This is a genomic window from Halosolutus halophilus, assembly GCF_022869805.1.
In the GTDB taxonomy this organism is placed as follows: domain Archaea; phylum Halobacteriota; class Halobacteria; order Halobacteriales; family Natrialbaceae; genus Halosolutus; species Halosolutus halophilus.
Genome location: NZ_CP094974.1, coordinates 2,945,090 through 2,959,407 on the forward strand (window position 1 = coordinate 2,945,090; position 14,318 = coordinate 2,959,407).

Annotated in this window: 13 protein-coding genes; 6 read left to right on the forward strand and 7 right to left on the reverse strand. The window is 67.0% G+C overall.

Features of this window, described 5'->3' with window-relative positions:
- Nucleotides 1–1,137 (forward strand): NAD-binding protein, encoded by a 1,137-nt coding sequence (locus tag MUG98_RS14420; RefSeq protein ID WP_265108142.1) that lies wholly within the window; start codon nucleotides 1–3, stop codon nucleotides 1,135–1,137.
- Here MUG98_RS14420 and MUG98_RS14425 read toward each other — a convergent pair.
- The 3 genes from MUG98_RS14425 to MUG98_RS14435 all read right to left on the reverse strand — a co-directional run bounded on the left by MUG98_RS14425 (nucleotide 1,101) and on the right by MUG98_RS14435 (nucleotide 3,943).
- Nucleotides 1,101–2,090, reverse strand: coding sequence for an AIR synthase family protein (locus MUG98_RS14425; protein ID WP_265108143.1), 990 nt, complete (start codon nucleotides 2,088–2,090; stop codon nucleotides 1,101–1,103). The two genes, MUG98_RS14420 and MUG98_RS14425, sit on opposite strands and share 37 nt — an antisense overlap.
- 75 nt (nucleotides 2,091–2,165) lie before the next feature.
- On the reverse strand, nucleotides 2,166–3,170 hold the full coding sequence (locus MUG98_RS14430; protein ID WP_265108144.1) for a TIGR04024 family LLM class F420-dependent oxidoreductase: 1,005 nt from the start codon (nucleotides 3,168–3,170) through the stop codon (nucleotides 2,166–2,168).
- Nucleotides 3,167–3,943, reverse strand: a complete 777-nt coding sequence (locus MUG98_RS14435; RefSeq protein WP_265108145.1) for an SDR family NAD(P)-dependent oxidoreductase — start codon at nucleotides 3,941–3,943, stop codon at nucleotides 3,167–3,169. The genes MUG98_RS14430 and MUG98_RS14435 overlap by 4 nt, the downstream gene beginning before the upstream one ends.
- A gap of 203 nt (nucleotides 3,944–4,146) precedes the next feature.
- On the opposite strand from MUG98_RS14435, the gene MUG98_RS14440 reads away from it, so the two are divergent.
- Both MUG98_RS14440 and MUG98_RS14445 read left to right on the forward strand, forming a co-directional pair.
- Nucleotides 4,147–5,331, forward strand: a complete 1,185-nt coding sequence (locus MUG98_RS14440; RefSeq protein ID WP_265108146.1) for a lactate 2-monooxygenase — start codon at nucleotides 4,147–4,149, stop codon at nucleotides 5,329–5,331.
- Nucleotides 5,331–6,083, forward strand: a complete 753-nt coding sequence (locus MUG98_RS14445; protein WP_265108147.1) for an HAD family hydrolase — start codon at nucleotides 5,331–5,333, stop codon at nucleotides 6,081–6,083. The genes MUG98_RS14440 and MUG98_RS14445 overlap by 1 nt, the downstream gene beginning before the upstream one ends.
- A gap of 498 nt (nucleotides 6,084–6,581) precedes the next feature.
- Here the strand turns inward: MUG98_RS14445 and MUG98_RS14455 are convergent, their stop codons facing one another.
- Nucleotides 6,582–7,796 carry an acyl-CoA dehydrogenase family protein gene (locus MUG98_RS14455; protein ID WP_265108148.1) on the reverse strand — a complete coding sequence of 405 codons (1,215 nt, stop codon included), beginning with the start codon at nucleotides 7,794–7,796 and terminating at the stop codon, nucleotides 6,582–6,584.
- Nucleotides 7,797–7,959: 163 nt separating this feature from the next.
- On the opposite strand from MUG98_RS14455, the gene MUG98_RS14460 reads away from it, so the two are divergent.
- From MUG98_RS14460 to MUG98_RS14470, 3 genes are all read left to right on the forward strand, one after another.
- A complete protein-coding gene (locus tag MUG98_RS14460; protein WP_265108149.1) occupies nucleotides 7,960–9,060 on the forward strand; it encodes a phosphotransferase family protein in 1,101 nt (366 codons plus the stop codon).
- A 160-nt stretch (nucleotides 9,061–9,220) separates the two neighbouring features.
- Nucleotides 9,221–11,179: a 3-hydroxyacyl-CoA dehydrogenase/enoyl-CoA hydratase family protein gene (locus MUG98_RS14465; protein WP_265108150.1), complete on the forward strand. Its 1,959-nt coding sequence runs from the start codon at nucleotides 9,221–9,223 to the stop codon at nucleotides 11,177–11,179.
- A 1-nt stretch (nucleotide 11,180) separates the two neighbouring features.
- Nucleotides 11,181–11,630: a MaoC/PaaZ C-terminal domain-containing protein gene (locus MUG98_RS14470; protein WP_265108151.1), complete on the forward strand. Its 450-nt coding sequence runs from the start codon at nucleotides 11,181–11,183 to the stop codon at nucleotides 11,628–11,630.
- 74 nt (nucleotides 11,631–11,704) lie between these two features.
- Here the strand turns inward: MUG98_RS14470 and MUG98_RS14475 are convergent, their stop codons facing one another.
- Genes MUG98_RS14475 through MUG98_RS14485 form a run of 3 tightly spaced genes read right to left on the reverse strand, consistent with a single transcriptional unit; the run spans nucleotide 11,705 to nucleotide 14,297 of the window.
- The gene (locus MUG98_RS14475; RefSeq protein WP_265108152.1) at nucleotides 11,705–12,232 is read right to left on the reverse strand and encodes an Lrp/AsnC family transcriptional regulator; all 528 of its coding nucleotides are present in this window, start codon (nucleotides 12,230–12,232) and stop codon (nucleotides 11,705–11,707) included.
- 29 nt (nucleotides 12,233–12,261) lie between these two features.
- Nucleotides 12,262–13,161 (reverse strand): alpha/beta fold hydrolase, encoded by a 900-nt coding sequence (locus MUG98_RS14480; protein WP_265108153.1) that lies wholly within the window; start codon nucleotides 13,159–13,161, stop codon nucleotides 12,262–12,264.
- Entirely contained in the window at nucleotides 13,158–14,297 is a 1,140-nt protein-coding gene (locus MUG98_RS14485) for an acyl-CoA dehydrogenase family protein (protein ID WP_265108154.1), read from the reverse strand. Before MUG98_RS14485 ends, MUG98_RS14480 begins: the two co-directional genes overlap by 4 nt.
- Between the last annotated feature and the right edge of the window lie 21 nt (nucleotides 14,298–14,318).

A 14,318-nucleotide genomic window follows, 5' to 3' on the forward strand; every position in this document is an offset into this window, starting at 1 on the left:
ATGCTCGACCGCGTTCGACGACACGGGGGCCCCGTCGCCGTCTGGATCGTCGTCGCCATCGCACTCGTCTCGATCGCGACCGGCATCCTCTCGATCCCGACCGAACCGGCCGTCGCTGCGACCGGCGCGCTCGGAACGATTCAGGCCGCCGCCGAGTTCAGCGGGACCGTCCTCGGGTTCACGCTGTTGGTCGCCGCCTGGGGAATGCGCCGCGGCTTCCGACTCGCCTACGTCGCAGCGACGATACTCGTCGCGCTCGCGGCCGCACACGGCGTCGCCCAGTTCCGGCCGCTGTCGATCCCGCTCGTCGTCACTGCGATCGCCGGTCTCGTCGTTCTCCTGGTCACGAGCGATCGGTTCACCCGATCGAGTTCGCTGACGCCGACGCAACTCGGGAGTTTGGTCTCGATCGTCGGCGTCTTCTGTTACGGCACGGTCGGCGCGTACGTGCTGCGCGGCGAGTTCGACGGTCTCCACACCGTCGCCGACGCCGTCTACTTCACCCTCGTGACCGCAACCACGGTCGGCTACGGCGACGTTCACGCGGCGAGCGAGGGGGCTCGCCTGTTCGCCACCTCGCTGGTCCTGCTCGGACCGGCGACGGTCGCGGTCGCAGCCGGTAGCCTGTTCGGGCCGATGCTCGATCGCCGCCTCTCGCGGACCGGGAGACGGGTGGAGACCGCCGCCGATCCGGATCGGCTCAGAATAGTCGTCCTCGGCTACGACGAGCGGACGGCCCCCATCGTCGACGAACTCGCGACCGGGGCCGCGTCGATCCGGGTCGTGACGACCGACGGCGAATCGGTCGCGACGCTCGAGGAACAGGCCGTCGACGTGATCGTCGGCGATCCGACCGACGGGGCCACGCTCGATCGCGCGGGAATCGACGACGCCGACGTCGTCCTCGCCGCGACGAGCGACGCGGCCAGCAACAGCTACGCCGTGCTGACCGCGCGGGACGTCACGGACGCCCGGATCGTCGCGTTCGCGGATCGCGGGACGACCGACGCGATCGAGCGCGCCGGGGCAGACGTCGCCATCGCGCCGGAACAGGTCCTCGCGAGTGCGACGATCGAGGCGGCACTCGGGACGTCCACTCGTCAGTCGGCCGCGTCCGCCGCCGCCCACAGCGGATAGAGGTCGTCTTCGACCGGGCCGACGATCGATTCCCCGTCGAGGACGAGTTCCGGATCTCCCGCCCGGACGGTGCCGATCTCGGCGGCCTCGATTCCGGCGTCCGCGAGTGCGTCGATCGCCTCCGCGATCGAGTCGTGCGGAACGGCCGCGAGCAACCCGCCGGAGCCGAAGATACGGAGCGGGTCGACCTCGGCAGCCTCGCAGAGCCGTTCCGTTTCCGCCCTGATCGGCACGGCTTCCCGGTCCACCTCGAGGCGAACCTCCGAGGCGCGCGCGAGTTCCAGCAGGCCGGCCGCGACGCCGCCCTCCGTGGGATCGTGCATGGCCGTCGCGTACTCGCGGACGACGCGAGCGTCCGGGACGACGCTGATCTCCTCGAGGAACGCTTCGGCCCGTTCGCGGGTCGCCGCGTCCACGTCGAGGTCGTCGCCGAAGTCGGCCGCGAGGATCGCAGTCCCCTCGATACCGGCGGCCGTAGTCAGGAGGACCCGATCGCCGGGTTCGGCGCCGCCGGTCGGCACGAACGCGTCGGTCGCACCCATCGCGGTCAGCGAGAGCAGCGGCCGATCGAGTTGATCGACGTACTCCGTGTGCCCGCCGACGATCGAGGCTCCGACGTCGCTGGCGGCCGCGTCCAGATCGTCGGTGATCGTCTCGAGTGGCGCGTCCGCGTCCGGGAGCAGGATGACGACCGTGAGCCAGCGGGGATCGGCACCCGACGCGGCGACGTCGTTGCAGGCGACGGCGACGCCGAGCGTGCCGACCCCCTCCGCCGCGAGCGAGATCGGGTCGGAACTGACGACGAGCGTGTTCGACCCGTCGCCGGGCCAGTCGATCGCGGCGGCGTCTTCCCCGTACGCTGGCCCCAGTCGAACCGTCTCGTCGTCCGCGGCGCTCCCCGTCCGATCGAACACGTGCGCGAGCAAGTCGTCCGGGCCGACCTTCCCAGGCATACGACGAACTGGGACGATCTGCGGTTTGTAGCTGTCGGAGGCGTCCGTAGAAGAGTGGTCGTCGGGAAACCGGCGTCAGGACGCGTCCGGAGCCAGCGCGTTCATCGTCGCGTCGATCTCGTCTTCGTCGGCACCGCGCGGGAAACTGACGGCGATCGCGTCGATTCCGTCGACGGCCGCGTACCGTTCGAGTCCCTCGCGAGCGGTCTCGGGGTCGCCCGCGGCACAGAGGTCGTCGAGCAGGTCGTCGCCGAGCAACGCGAGTGCGCGCTCGCGCTCGCCCTCCTGCCAGGCGTCGTGGATCTCTTCGGCGACGTCGTATCCCTGCCGGACGAGTGCGTCGCGGTAGAACGTTCCCATCCCGCCGACGTAGAAGGCGACGTGCTGGCGCGCGAGGTCCCGAGCCCGATCGGCGTCGTCGAGCGCACAGCAGGTGACGCCGGCGGTGACGGTCACGTCGTCGGGATCGCGATCGGCGAGTTCGGCGCCGCGTTCGACGTCGTCGAGTCGCTCCGCGACGCCGTCGGGGGTGAGCATGATCCCGTGCCAGCCGTCGGCGAATCGACCGGCGAGTTCGACGGCCTTGGGACCCATCCCCGTGACCTCGATCGGCGGCGCGGGGTCGGGCGGGTCACAGCGGAGGCGGAACCCGGAGAGGTCGAAGTCGTCGCCGTCGTACTCGACGCGGCTACCCGAGAGCACCTGCCGGACGATCTCGACGGTCTCGCGGGTTCGCCTGAGCGGGTTGCCGTACGCCATCCCGTGCCAGTTCTCGACGACGACCGGACCGCTCGGGCCGAGACCGAGGCGGAATCGCCCGTCCGAGGCCTCCTGTAACGTCGCGGCCGTCTGGCCGAGCAGCGCCGGCGACCGGGAGTACGTGTTGAGGATGCTGGACCCGATCTCGATCGAGTCGGTCCGTTCGGCCATCGCCGTCAGGACGGTGACGGCGTCCCGACCCCACGTCTCGGGGAGCCACGCGCAGTCGTAGCCGCCCGCTTCGGCGCGCCGGGCGTAGTCGACGAGCGAGTCGACCGTCGGCTGGGCCGCGACCGGGAGGTGGACGTCTCGATCGGTCATACCTCCGGGGACTCCTCGATCCGGGGCACGCCCTGTGCAGTGATCGTCTCGCCGACGATGTACGAGGAGGCCGGACTCGCGAGGAACTGCGCCAGGTCGGCGATCTCCTCGACGGTGCCCATCCGGCGCTCGACCTCGGCCCGCTCGACCTCGTCGGCCGAGATGCCCATCTGGCTCTCGACGCCCTCGGTGGCGACGAACCCGGGCGCGATGCAGTTGACGCGGACGCCATCCGAGGCCCACTCGTAGGAGAGCGTCGTCGTGAGGTTGACGATGGCCGCCTTGGCCGCCCCGTAGTGGCTCATGTACGGCGAGCCCTGCGTGCCGGCGACGCTCGCGAAGTTGATCACGATGCCGCCGTCCGCTTTGAGGTGGTCCGCGGCGGCCTGGGTACAGTTGTACGTGCCGTGGAGGTTGATGTCGACGATCGTCTTCCAGCCGTTCTCCGAGATGTCGTCGAAGTTGGCCATGAACGAGGCGCCGGCGTTGTTCACCAGCACGTCGAGGCCGCCGAACTCCTCGACGGTCGCCTCGACGAGCGCGTCGACCGCCTCGCGATCGGTCACGTCGCACTCGATCGCGAGCGCCTCCCCGGGACGGTCGCTCTCGGTGATCCGATCGGCGACGGGATCGACGTTCTCCTGTTCGCGCGAGCAGATGACGACGTCGACGCCGTCCGCGGCGAATCCCTCGGCGATCCCTTCTCCGATGCCGCTCGATGCGCCGGTCACGATGGCGACGTCGCCGTCGACGCCGAACTGGGCCGTACTCACGCGCGATCACCCGAAACTGCGGCAGATGCTGTTACCATTGTTAGCTCCAACGGACAATATGCAGACACTGTTAATAAAGATGGGTATGGATGCCGTATTGTTAAGTGCGTAGCTGACCAGGGTCAGCGATACGCACACGTAGGCGGCGGCCGAACGGGTCGTCCACGAGGACCGCAACCGAACGGCCGACTACGAGCAAACCCATGACAGCAGACAATCCCGAGTACGGACCGGACAGACAGGCGGAGGTGTATCGTCGCGGCATGCTCGAGGGCGAGTCCCCCGAGTTCCCCGTCTCCTACGAGGATCTCGAGGAGCGCGCCCGCGAGGAACTCGACGAGGAAGCGTTCGCGTACGTCGCGGGCGGTGCGGGCTCAGAGTCGACCGTCGAGGCCAACGACAGGGCCTTCGACGAGTGGCAGATCGTCCCCCGGATACTGCGGGACGTCTCCGAGCGCGACCTGGGGATCGAACTCTTCGGTCAGGAAGTCCCAGCGCCAGTCCTGCTCGCCCCGATCGGCGTCCAGTCGATCCTCCACGACGAGGCGGAACTGGCCGTCGCGCGCGCTGCCAGCGACCTCGACGTACCGATGATCTGTAGCTCCGTCTCGTCCTACACGTTGGAGGAGGTCGCGGACGAACTCGGCGACGGGCCCGACTGGTTCCAGCTCTACTGGAGCGCCGATCGGGACGTCGCCGCGAGCTTCCTCGAACGCGCGGAGGAGGCCGGCTACGACGCGATCGTCGTCACCCTCGACACGCCGAAGATGGGGTGGCGCGAGCGCGACATCGAACTCGCTTACCTCCCCTTCCTCGCGGGCGAAGGCATCAGGAACTACTTCGAGGACGAGGCCTTCCGCGATCGGCTCGAGACCGACGATCCGTGGGCCGACCCCGAGGCCTCGCTGGAGTCGTTCATCGACTGCTTCGGCGACGCCTCGCTCACCTGGGACGACCTCGAATTCCTCCGCGAGCACACGGACCTGTCGATCGTCCTCAAGGGCGTGCTCCACCCCGAAGACGCCCGGAAGGCGGTCGAGCACGGGATGGACGGCGTCGTCGTCTCGAACCACGGCGGGCGGCAGGTCGACGGCGCGATCCCGGCGCTCGAAGCGCTGCCGGAGGTCGTCGACGAGATCGGCGACGACGCCACCGTGCTGTTCGACAGCGGCATCCGCCGCGGGAGCGACGTCTTCCGCGCGGTCGCGCTCGGTGCGGATGCCGTGTTGCTCGGCCGGCCGTACGCGTACGGACTCGGCATCGGCGGCGAAGACGGCGTCCGGGCGGTCCTCGAGAACCTGCTCGCCGATCTCGACCTCACCGTCGGCCTCGCGGGCCGTGCGAGCGTCGACGAGGTCGATCGATCGACGATCCGGAGGGGGGACTGATGGCCGACGGCGGGGTCGATAGCCGGGTTCGGCCGCCGGACCCGCCGGAGCGTCCCGACGACTGGGAGGCCGTCTTCTGGGACATCGGCGGCGTCATCCTCGAACTCGAATCCGTCCAGGCCGCACACGTCGACTTCGTCGCCGACCTGCTCGAACGCCACGACGTCGGCCGGACCGTCGAGGACGCGATCGAGACGTGGCGCACGACCGTCGGCGAGTACTTCCGCGAGCGCGACGGGACCGAGTTCCGGCCCGCCCGCGAGGGCTACCACCGGGGAATCGAGGCCATCGTCGGCGAGGAAGTGCCGATGGACGAGTGGAAACCGCGCTTCCGGGAGGCCGTTCTGGCGTCGATCGATCCCGTTCCCGGCGCACCGGAGACGATCGAGCGCCTCGCGGACCGGGACCTCCACGTCGGGGTCATCAGCGACGTCGACGAGGCGGAGGGCACGGAGATGCTCGGCCACTTCGGCGTCCGTCAGCACTTCGACTCGATCACCACCTCCGAGGCGGTCGGCCGCACCAAACCCCACCCCGCGATGTTCGAGACCGCCCTCGAGACGGCCGGCGTCGCGCCCGAGCGATCCCTGATGATTGGCGACCGGTACGACCACGACGTGCGAGGGGCGGCCGAGATGGGCATGCACGGCGTCGCGTTCGGGGCCGAGGACGGTCCCGCCGTCTCCTACCGGATCGAGTCTCCAGAGGAAGTACTCGCGATCGTCGACGGGGAGCGCGATCGAGCGGAGTAACCGCGACCGCGGTTTCCGCCGGGTCGCGGATAGCTTTCGGGGACGACCGACACTGCGCCCGTCACGGGTTCGCGACGACTACAGCGAAATCGTCGCGACGTCCCCCGATCCGCAGGCCGGACAGGAGGCGTGATCGTCCGACAGGGTTTTGCCGCAACGTCGACACTCGTAGTGAACGGCCGATCGGCTGGTATCCGCGAGATATTGCCTGATCGAGTCCGGCAACACGGTACTGATTTTCATTCGTGAACGTCAGTCGAAAGCGAACGCTTCTCCGGTAAATGTTTTGTGACCACATGTGTCCTGCTAGATTAATTTCTAGACATATGACTAGTATACATCCAATTTTATGCTTATTTGTAGATTTGCTGTGCCCCATACAGTCGATTCGTTCCACTGCCCCTGTCTAGAGTCGGCGGTCGAGACGTCACTCCGCGTTTCCGGCGGTCGAGACGTCACCCCGCGTTCCCGGTGTCGATCGCGACGGAGAGACGAGAGCTAGCCGCGGAACCGCGTCACGGGGTCGAGTTCGCTCTCGTCGACGTCCTCGAAGGCGTTGCGGGCGATCACGCGCTTGTGGACCTCGTCGGCCCCGTCGACGATCCGGAACGCGCGGACGTTCTCGTAGAAGTCGGCCAGCGGCAGGTCTTTGCCGATCCCGTTGCCGCCACAGCACTGGATCGAACGATCGATCGCGTCCTGGACGACGTTCGCGGTGAACACCTTCGCCATCGAGACCGGGACGCGCGCCTCGTTCCCCCCCGTGATCTCGCGGGCCGCGTGGCGAACCATCGTCCGGGCGGCGTGCAACTGGGTCTCCGCCTCCGCGACGTCGTAGCGCAGGCTCTGCTTCTCGGAGAGCGCGCTTCCGAAGCCTTCCCGCTCGTTCATGTAGGCCTTCGCGACCTCGAGCGATCGCTTCGCCATCCCGGAGAAACGCATACAGTGGGTGAGCCGTGCGGGACCGAGGCGCTTCTGTGCGATCGCGAAGCCGGCGTTCTCGGCGCCGAGCAGGTTCTCCTCGGGGACGCGGACGTCGTCGTAGATGATCTCGGCGTGACTCGCGCCACGGAACGCCCCGCCGACGTGGGGAATGTCGCGCTCGAATTCGACGCCGTCGGCGTCGCTCGGGACGAGGAAGATCGAACACCCCTGGTACGGGTGGGCGTCACGGTCCGTGCGGGCCATCACGAGCAACACGTCCGCCTCGCTGCCCTGCGTCGTCCACCACTTGTGGCCGTCGATGACCCACTCGTCGCCGTCCTTCTCGGCGGTGGTCTCGATCATCTTCGGGTCCGAACCACCGCCCTGCATCGGCTCGGTCATCGAGAACCCCGAATGGATCTCCGCCTCGACCAGCGGATCGAGCCACCGTTCTTTCTGCTCCTCGGTGCCGGCCATCTCGAGGGTGTGCATGTTCCCCTCGTCGGGCGCGTCGACGCGCAAGGCCAGCGGGCCGAGCAGACTCCGGCCGGCCTCCTCGAACGCCGGCAGGACGTCGCGGAACTCGAGGCCGAGTCCCCCGTGTTCCGCCGGGATCTGGGGCGCGTAGAGGTCCCGCTCGCGTGCCTTCTCGCGCAGGTCCTCGATCACGTCGTCCGGGACGGGGCCGTCACCGAGCCACTCCCGTTCGACCGGGATCACCTCGTCGTCGACGAACTCGCGGACGTCGTCGGCTAGCTCGCGGGCTCGATCGCTGTCGTGGTACTCCATACCGCCCTCTAGATAAACATTGTAAAATAAAGATTCCGGCGTAACTATTTTCGTTAATCAGGGAGGGGATAGTACCGTACACCACCATGTCGATCGCGAACCGTAACCCGACGGATACGGCCGTACTGACCGACTATTCCGGCAAAATACGTACGCGCGCACCATGAGCGAGGACTACTACGAGCGACTCGTCGACGAGGACGCACTGGCAGCCTACCTCGAAGCGCACCTCGGCGACGTCGACCACTACGAGGTCGAACGCCACGAGGCAGGTCACTCGAACGAGACGCTGTACGTCACGTGGGGCGATCGGGACCTGGTCATCCGGCGACCGCCGCCGGGCGAGACCGCCGACACCGCCCACGACGTCCTCCGGGAGTACCGGGTGACGAACGCGCTCGTCGACACCGACGTTCCCGTCCCCGAGCCGTTACTGGCCTGCGAGAACCACGATATCATCGGCAGCGACTTCTACGTGATGGAACGGCTCGAAGGCGACGTCCTCCGGCTGGAAGAACCCGATCGGTTCGCGGAGCCAGCGTCCCGCGAACGGATCGGCGACGAACTCGTCGACACGCTGGCGTCGATCCACGACCTCGACTACGAGGCCGTCGGTCTCGGCGAGTTCGGGTATCCCGAGGGGTACACCGAACGACAGGTCGAACGCTGGGGACAACAGCTCATGTGGGCCTTCGACGTGACCGTCGAGGAGCGCGAGGTACCGGACCTCTACGAGGTCGGCTCGTGGCTCCAGGAGAACTGTCCCGAGGAACACCCGCACACGCTCGTCCACGGCGATTACAAGCTGGACAACGTGATGTACGCCACGGGATCCGACGGCTCCCGGGACGATCGATCGGGCGACGCCCGCGAGTCGCCGGAATTGATCGGCGTCTTCGACTGGGAGATGGCCACCCTCGGGGATCCCCGCGCCGACCTCGGCTGGATGCTGTCCTACTGGCGCGATGCGAAAGACCCCGAGCCGTCGGTGCCGGAACTCACCGCGACGTTCATGGAGCGGGAGGGATACCCGACCCGCCGCGAACTGGTCGATCGCTGGGAGGCTGGGACGGGCTACGAGTTCGAACACGAGCGGTTCTACCGGGCGCTCGCGGTCTACAAGCTCGCGGCGCTCGGGGAGATGTTCTTCCGGCGCTACCTCGAGGGCAACAGCGACGATCCGATGTATCCGAAGATGGAGGATCGGGTCCCCGCGCTCGCGGAACGAGCGCGACGGATCGTCGAGGGCGACGAACCGCTGTAGCGTCGCACCGATCGGGAATCCCCGGACGGTCGACACCCGAGTTACCGACGTTCACTGCACACTCATTTCGAGCTACGGCATACGCTAACTTCGCTAGAGAGCTTAACAATGGTAATGATCGTCCGGTGGTATTAAGACGATACCGGACGACGTGTCGACCATGTCATACGAAACCATCGATCGCGTCGCGGTGCTGGGCGCGGGGAACATGGGGCACGGCATCACCGAAGTGGCCGCGATGGCCGGCTACGACGTCACGATGCGGGACATCGAGGACGAGTTGATCGAAGAGGGCTACGAGGGGATCGCCTGGAGCCTCGAGAAACTCGAGGAGAAGGACCGACTCGACGAACCGGCCGAGGAGATCCTCGATCGGATCGACACGACGACCGACCTGGAGACGGCCGTCGAAGGCGCGGACCTCGTCGTCGAGGCCGCGCCCGAGAACCTGGACCTGAAACACGACATCTTCTCGGACCTCGAGAAGTTCACGGACGAAGACACGCTCCTCGCGACCAACACCTCGAGCCTGCCGATCACGGACATCGCGGAGGCCGTCGACACCCCCGAGCGCGTACTCGGCCTGCACTTCTTCAACCCGCCGGTGAAGATGGACCTCGTCGAGGTCATCTACGGCGAGGAGACCGCGGACGAGGTCGCAGAAGCCGGCTACGACTGGGTCGAGTCGATCGACAAGACGCCGATCTACGTCCGCAAGGACGTCCGCGGCTTCGTCGTGAACACGATCGTCGGCCCGTTCGGCGGCGAACCCGCCTGGATGGTCTCGGAGGGCGAGGCCACGATCCGACAGGCCGACGCCGCGATGGTCCACCAGCGTGGCTACCCGATGGGACCGTTCGAACTCGCCGATATGACCGGGATCGACATCGGCTACCACGTCCGCAAGGAGGCCGGCGACGACGTCCCGCCGATCGTCGAGGAGAAAGTCGAGAACGAGGAACTGGGTCGGAAGACCGGGACGGGGTACTACGTGTACGAGGATGGTGACGGTCCCGACTACGAACCCGGCGACGGAGAGGGCTTCGACACGCTCCAGGTCGAGGCGCGGATGGTCAACCGCGCCGCGTATCTGGTCGGCGAGGGCGTCGCCACCCCCGACGCCGTCGACACCGGCGTCCAGTTGGGCCTCGGATTTCCCGAAGGAATCTGCCGTCGCGGGGACAAGATCGGCCTCGACACCGTCCTCGAGAAACTCGAATCCCTCCACGAAGAGACCGGCCACGATCGGTTCGAACCCCATCCCTACCTCGAGGAACTCGTTGCGGAGGGCGAGACCGGCGAGGACGCCGGCGAGGGGTTCTACGAGTACGACGACGGCGACGGCGGCCTCGACGGCTACCACCACCTGAACGCCGCGATCGAGGACCGCGTGCTCCGGGTCGAACTCGATCGGCCTTCCCGGATGAACGCGCTTTCGGCCGACCTGCTCTCGGAGATCGACGACCTGTTCTCGTCGGTCGACACCGACGAGATCCGCTGTGCGACGATCGAGGGGGCCGGCGATCGCGCGTTCAGCGCCGGCGCGGACATCACCGGCTTCGGTTCGCTGGACCCGACGGACGCGATGCGCGTCACGCCCGCGTTCGAGACGGTCCACGACTTCCCGCGGCCGGTCGTGGCGAAGATCGACGGCTACTGCCTCGGTGCCGGCCTCGAACTTGCGCTATCCTGTGATCTGCGGCTCGCGACCGAACGCTCCTCGTTCGGATCCCCCGAGATCGGCCTCGGGCTGATCCCCGGCGGCGGCGGCACCCAGCGCCTGATGCGCGTGCTCGGGGAGACCCGCGCCAAAGAACTGGTCTTCCGCGGCAACCACATCGACGCCGATCGAGCCGAGAACTGGGGGCTGATCAACCGGGCGGTCGATCGCGACGACTTCGACGAAGTCGTCGACGAGTTCGTGGACGACCTGCGCAACGGCCCGCCGATCGGGCTCGAGGTCGCGAAGAAGGTGATGAACGAGGGCGAGGACGCCAGCCTCGAGGCGGCGCTGGCGCTGGAGAGCCAGGGCTTCGGCCTCCTGATCGGCACCGACGACGTGATGGAGGGGACCGCCGCGTTCGCCGAGGATCGCGAACCGGAGTTCGAGGGGAACTGAGATGGGCGACGAGACGCTGTCGTTCGACGACCTCGAGATCGGTCGCGAGGTCGTCACCCATTCGCGTACGATCACGGAGGCCGACGTGCGCAACTACGCGGGCGTTAGCGGCGACTTCAATCCCCTGCACCTGAGCGAGCGGTTCACCGCCGAACAGACGCCGTTCGGCGAACCGGTCGCACACGGGGCCCTGCTGTTCGGGATCACCAGCGGCCTGCTGTGGCAGCATCGCCACGAGCGGCCGGATACGATCGCGTTCTACGGCGTGGATAACCTGCGGTTCACGAACCCCGTCACGATGGGAACGACGGTGCATGCGGAGTCCGAGTTGATCGACAAGGAGCCGCGCGACCATCCCGTGGCGAACGGCGTCGCCCGGTACGAGACGCGCCTCGTGACCGACGACGGCGAGGTCGCGCTCTCCTGTGAGCTGTTGACGCTGGTCCGCTAGAAGGGCGATCCGCGTTCCGGCGATTCACCGGGCGCGGAGCCGCCGAAATCACCGGGCACGGAACCGCCGACGGCCTACTGTTCGCGTCCGTCTTCGGCCAGATCCTCGTAGATCCGGGGATCGGTCCGGAACTTGAGCACGTTGTGGACGGCCGAGTTCCGGATGTTCGCGATGACGTCGCCGTACTCCTTGTAGCAGTTGTGGATCCACTTCGAGACCTGCTGGCGGTCCCGGAACATCATCACCGTCTTCCACTGGTACTCGCCGTCCGAGAGGAAGAAAAAGAGGGTATGCTTGTCCTCGCGGATGTGTTCCATGGCATCGTACCAGCTCTCGGCGAAGTGCTCCGTATTGAATTTGAACTCGAACAGCGCGAAGATGTAGTACTCCTCGTTGGGGATGATCGCCTCCCGGAAGACGCCCTCGTCGCGCATTCGGCGGATCGATTCGCTGACCGTGACGTGCGAGACGTCGATGTCGTACTCGGACTTCAGAACGCTCGTCAGTTCCCGGGACGACAGCTGTGGATCCTCCGCGAGTTCACAGAGGATCGCGATGTCGCGTTCCTTGAAGTCCCAGTTGGGGGGCTCGTCGTCGCTCATCGTATCGTGAGTATCGTCGTTTCCATAATTTACGTGTTCGGTTCGGACAGGAGCGACCGGAGCCGATCGGCGTACGCGGCCGATCGATCCTCGGGCACCCAGTGGTAGGCCTCCGACAGCGGTTCGATCCGGCTCTCCCGGATATCGTCGGCCAGCCGCTCGGCGTACGCGATCGGTTGCATCACGTCGTCTTCACCCCATAGCAACAGCGTCTCGGCCGCGATCGATCCGTAGTCGATCTCGGTCGTGTGATTCGTGTTCGTCGCGACGGCGTTCCGGACGAGCGAGCGGTGCCCCTCGTCGGACAGCCACGGGGCTTTCATTCCCTCGACGAAGTCGGGGTCGGCCTCGCCGTAGGCACCCTCGACGAACGCCGAGTCGAGTCGCGATTCGAGTTCCGATCGGTCCAGTTCGACTGTGTCGGGCAGCCCCAGATTCGAGACGAACTCGACGGGCCAAGAGTCGTAACAGACGGCGTTCGAGAGGACCAGGTGCTCGACCCTGTCGGGGTGGTGCGCCGCGAAACGGAGCGCGACCCCGCCGCCGATGTCGTGTGCGACCAGCGACACCGTCTCGACGTCGAGCGTCGCGAGGAGATCCTCGAGCATCACCTCCTGGGCGCGGATCGATCGATCGAAGCCGTCGTGCATCGACGAGTTGCCGTAGCCGATCAGGTCGGGTGCGATCGTCCGGCGGTTCTCCGCGATCGTCGGCACGACGTCCCGCCAGAGGAACGACCACGTCGGGATACCGTGGAGGAAGACGACGGGCGGTTCGTCGCCGCCAGCGTCCGCCTCGGTTCCACCGTCCGATTCGTTCCCGGCGTCCGCGTCCGGCCCGTCCTCGTGGTAGGCGATCTCCAGATCGTGTCCGTCGACCGTCACGCCCGCCGTCTTCTGCCGTTCGCTCCAGGTTTCGTGGTCCGTCATAGGAGCTGATCCGCGATGATGTTCTTCTGAATTTCGCTCGTGCCCTCGTAGATTTTCGTGATGCGGGCGTCGCGGTAGTAGCGCTCGACGGGGTGGTCGGAGACGTACCCCGCACCGCCGTGGACCTGGATCGCCTCGTCGGCGACGTCGACCGCGTGCTCGCTGGCGAACAGCTTCGCCATACTGGCGAACTTCGCGGCCAGCTGGTCGTCGCCCTCCATCGCGACGGTCGCAGCGCGATAGGTCAGCGATCGGGCGGCCTCGACGTTGGTCGCCATCTCGGCCAGTTTGTGCTGGATCGCCTGGAACTCCGCGATCGGCTGGTCGAACTGCTCGCGCTCCTCGGCGTACGCGAGCGCCTCGTCGAGGGCCGCCTGTGCGGTGCCGATCGCCTGTGCGGCCACGCTGACGCGGCCGGCGGCGAAGAAGTCCATCAGCTGGTAGAAGCCCGCGTTCTCGGTACCGATGACGTTCTCCGCAGGGACGCGGACGTCGTCGAGGATCAGTTCCGCGAGGTCCGACGCCCGGATGCCGAGTTTGTTGTCGATCTTCTCGGCGCTGAAGCCGTCGAGATCCGTCGGCACGAGGAAGGCGGTGATCCCCTCGTGGCCCGCGCCCGGGTCCGTCTTGGCCATCACGACGGCGACGTCGGCGATCGTTCCGTTCGTGATCCACATCTTGTTCCCGTTGAGGACGTACTCGTCACCATCCTGCTCTGCGCGGGTTTCCATCCCGGCGACGTTCGATCCGTGAGCGGGTTCGCTGATCGCGCTCGCACACGCCGCCTCACCGTCGGCGATCTTCGGGAGCCACTCTTCTTTCATCCACTCGTCGCCGAACCGCTCGATCATCGTCGAGCCGAAGCCGCGGCTGCTGATCGCGCTCCCGATCCCGGGATCGGCGCGCCACAGTTCCTCCGTGACGACGACGCTCGACAGGAGGTCCATCCCCGCGCCGCCGTACTCGACGGGGATGCCGGTCGCGACCAGGTCCATCTCGGCCGCCTGCTGGACGAGATCGTGGGGATACTCGCGGTTCTCGTCGTGCTCGCGCGCGACCGGCTCGATCTCGTTCTCGCCGAACTCCCTGACGGTTCGGCGGATCGCCCGCTGTTCTTCCGATAACTGAAACGACATACTCCCACTGCAATTTCCAAG

Bases quoted from the DNA above. Each gene is read 5' to 3' on its own strand.
- MUG98_RS14420 (WP_265108142.1), top strand. From the start codon at position 1: ATGCTCGACCGCGTTCGACGACACGGGGGCCCCGTCGCCGTCTGGATC.
- MUG98_RS14425 (WP_265108143.1), bottom strand. From the start codon at position 2,090: ATGCCTGGGAAGGTCGGCCCGGACGACTTGCTCGCGCACGTGTTCGAT.
- MUG98_RS14430 (WP_265108144.1), bottom strand. From the start codon at position 3,170: ATGACCGATCGAGACGTCCACCTCCCGGTCGCGGCCCAGCCGACGGTC.
- MUG98_RS14440 (WP_265108146.1), top strand. From the start codon at position 4,147: ATGACAGCAGACAATCCCGAGTACGGACCGGACAGACAGGCGGAGGTG.
- MUG98_RS14445 (WP_265108147.1), top strand. From the start codon at position 5,331: ATGGCCGACGGCGGGGTCGATAGCCGGGTTCGGCCGCCGGACCCGCCG.
- MUG98_RS14455 (WP_265108148.1), bottom strand. From the start codon at position 7,796: ATGGAGTACCACGACAGCGATCGAGCCCGCGAGCTAGCCGACGACGTC.
- MUG98_RS14460 (WP_265108149.1), top strand. From the start codon at position 7,960: ATGAGCGAGGACTACTACGAGCGACTCGTCGACGAGGACGCACTGGCA.
- MUG98_RS14465 (WP_265108150.1), top strand. From the start codon at position 9,221: ATGTCATACGAAACCATCGATCGCGTCGCGGTGCTGGGCGCGGGGAAC.
- MUG98_RS14470 (WP_265108151.1), top strand. From the start codon at position 11,181: ATGGGCGACGAGACGCTGTCGTTCGACGACCTCGAGATCGGTCGCGAG.
- MUG98_RS14475 (WP_265108152.1), bottom strand. From the start codon at position 12,232: ATGAGCGACGACGAGCCCCCCAACTGGGACTTCAAGGAACGCGACATC.
- MUG98_RS14480 (WP_265108153.1), bottom strand. From the start codon at position 13,161: ATGACGGACCACGAAACCTGGAGCGAACGGCAGAAGACGGCGGGCGTG.
- MUG98_RS14485 (WP_265108154.1), bottom strand. From the start codon at position 14,297: ATGTCGTTTCAGTTATCGGAAGAACAGCGGGCGATCCGCCGAACCGTC.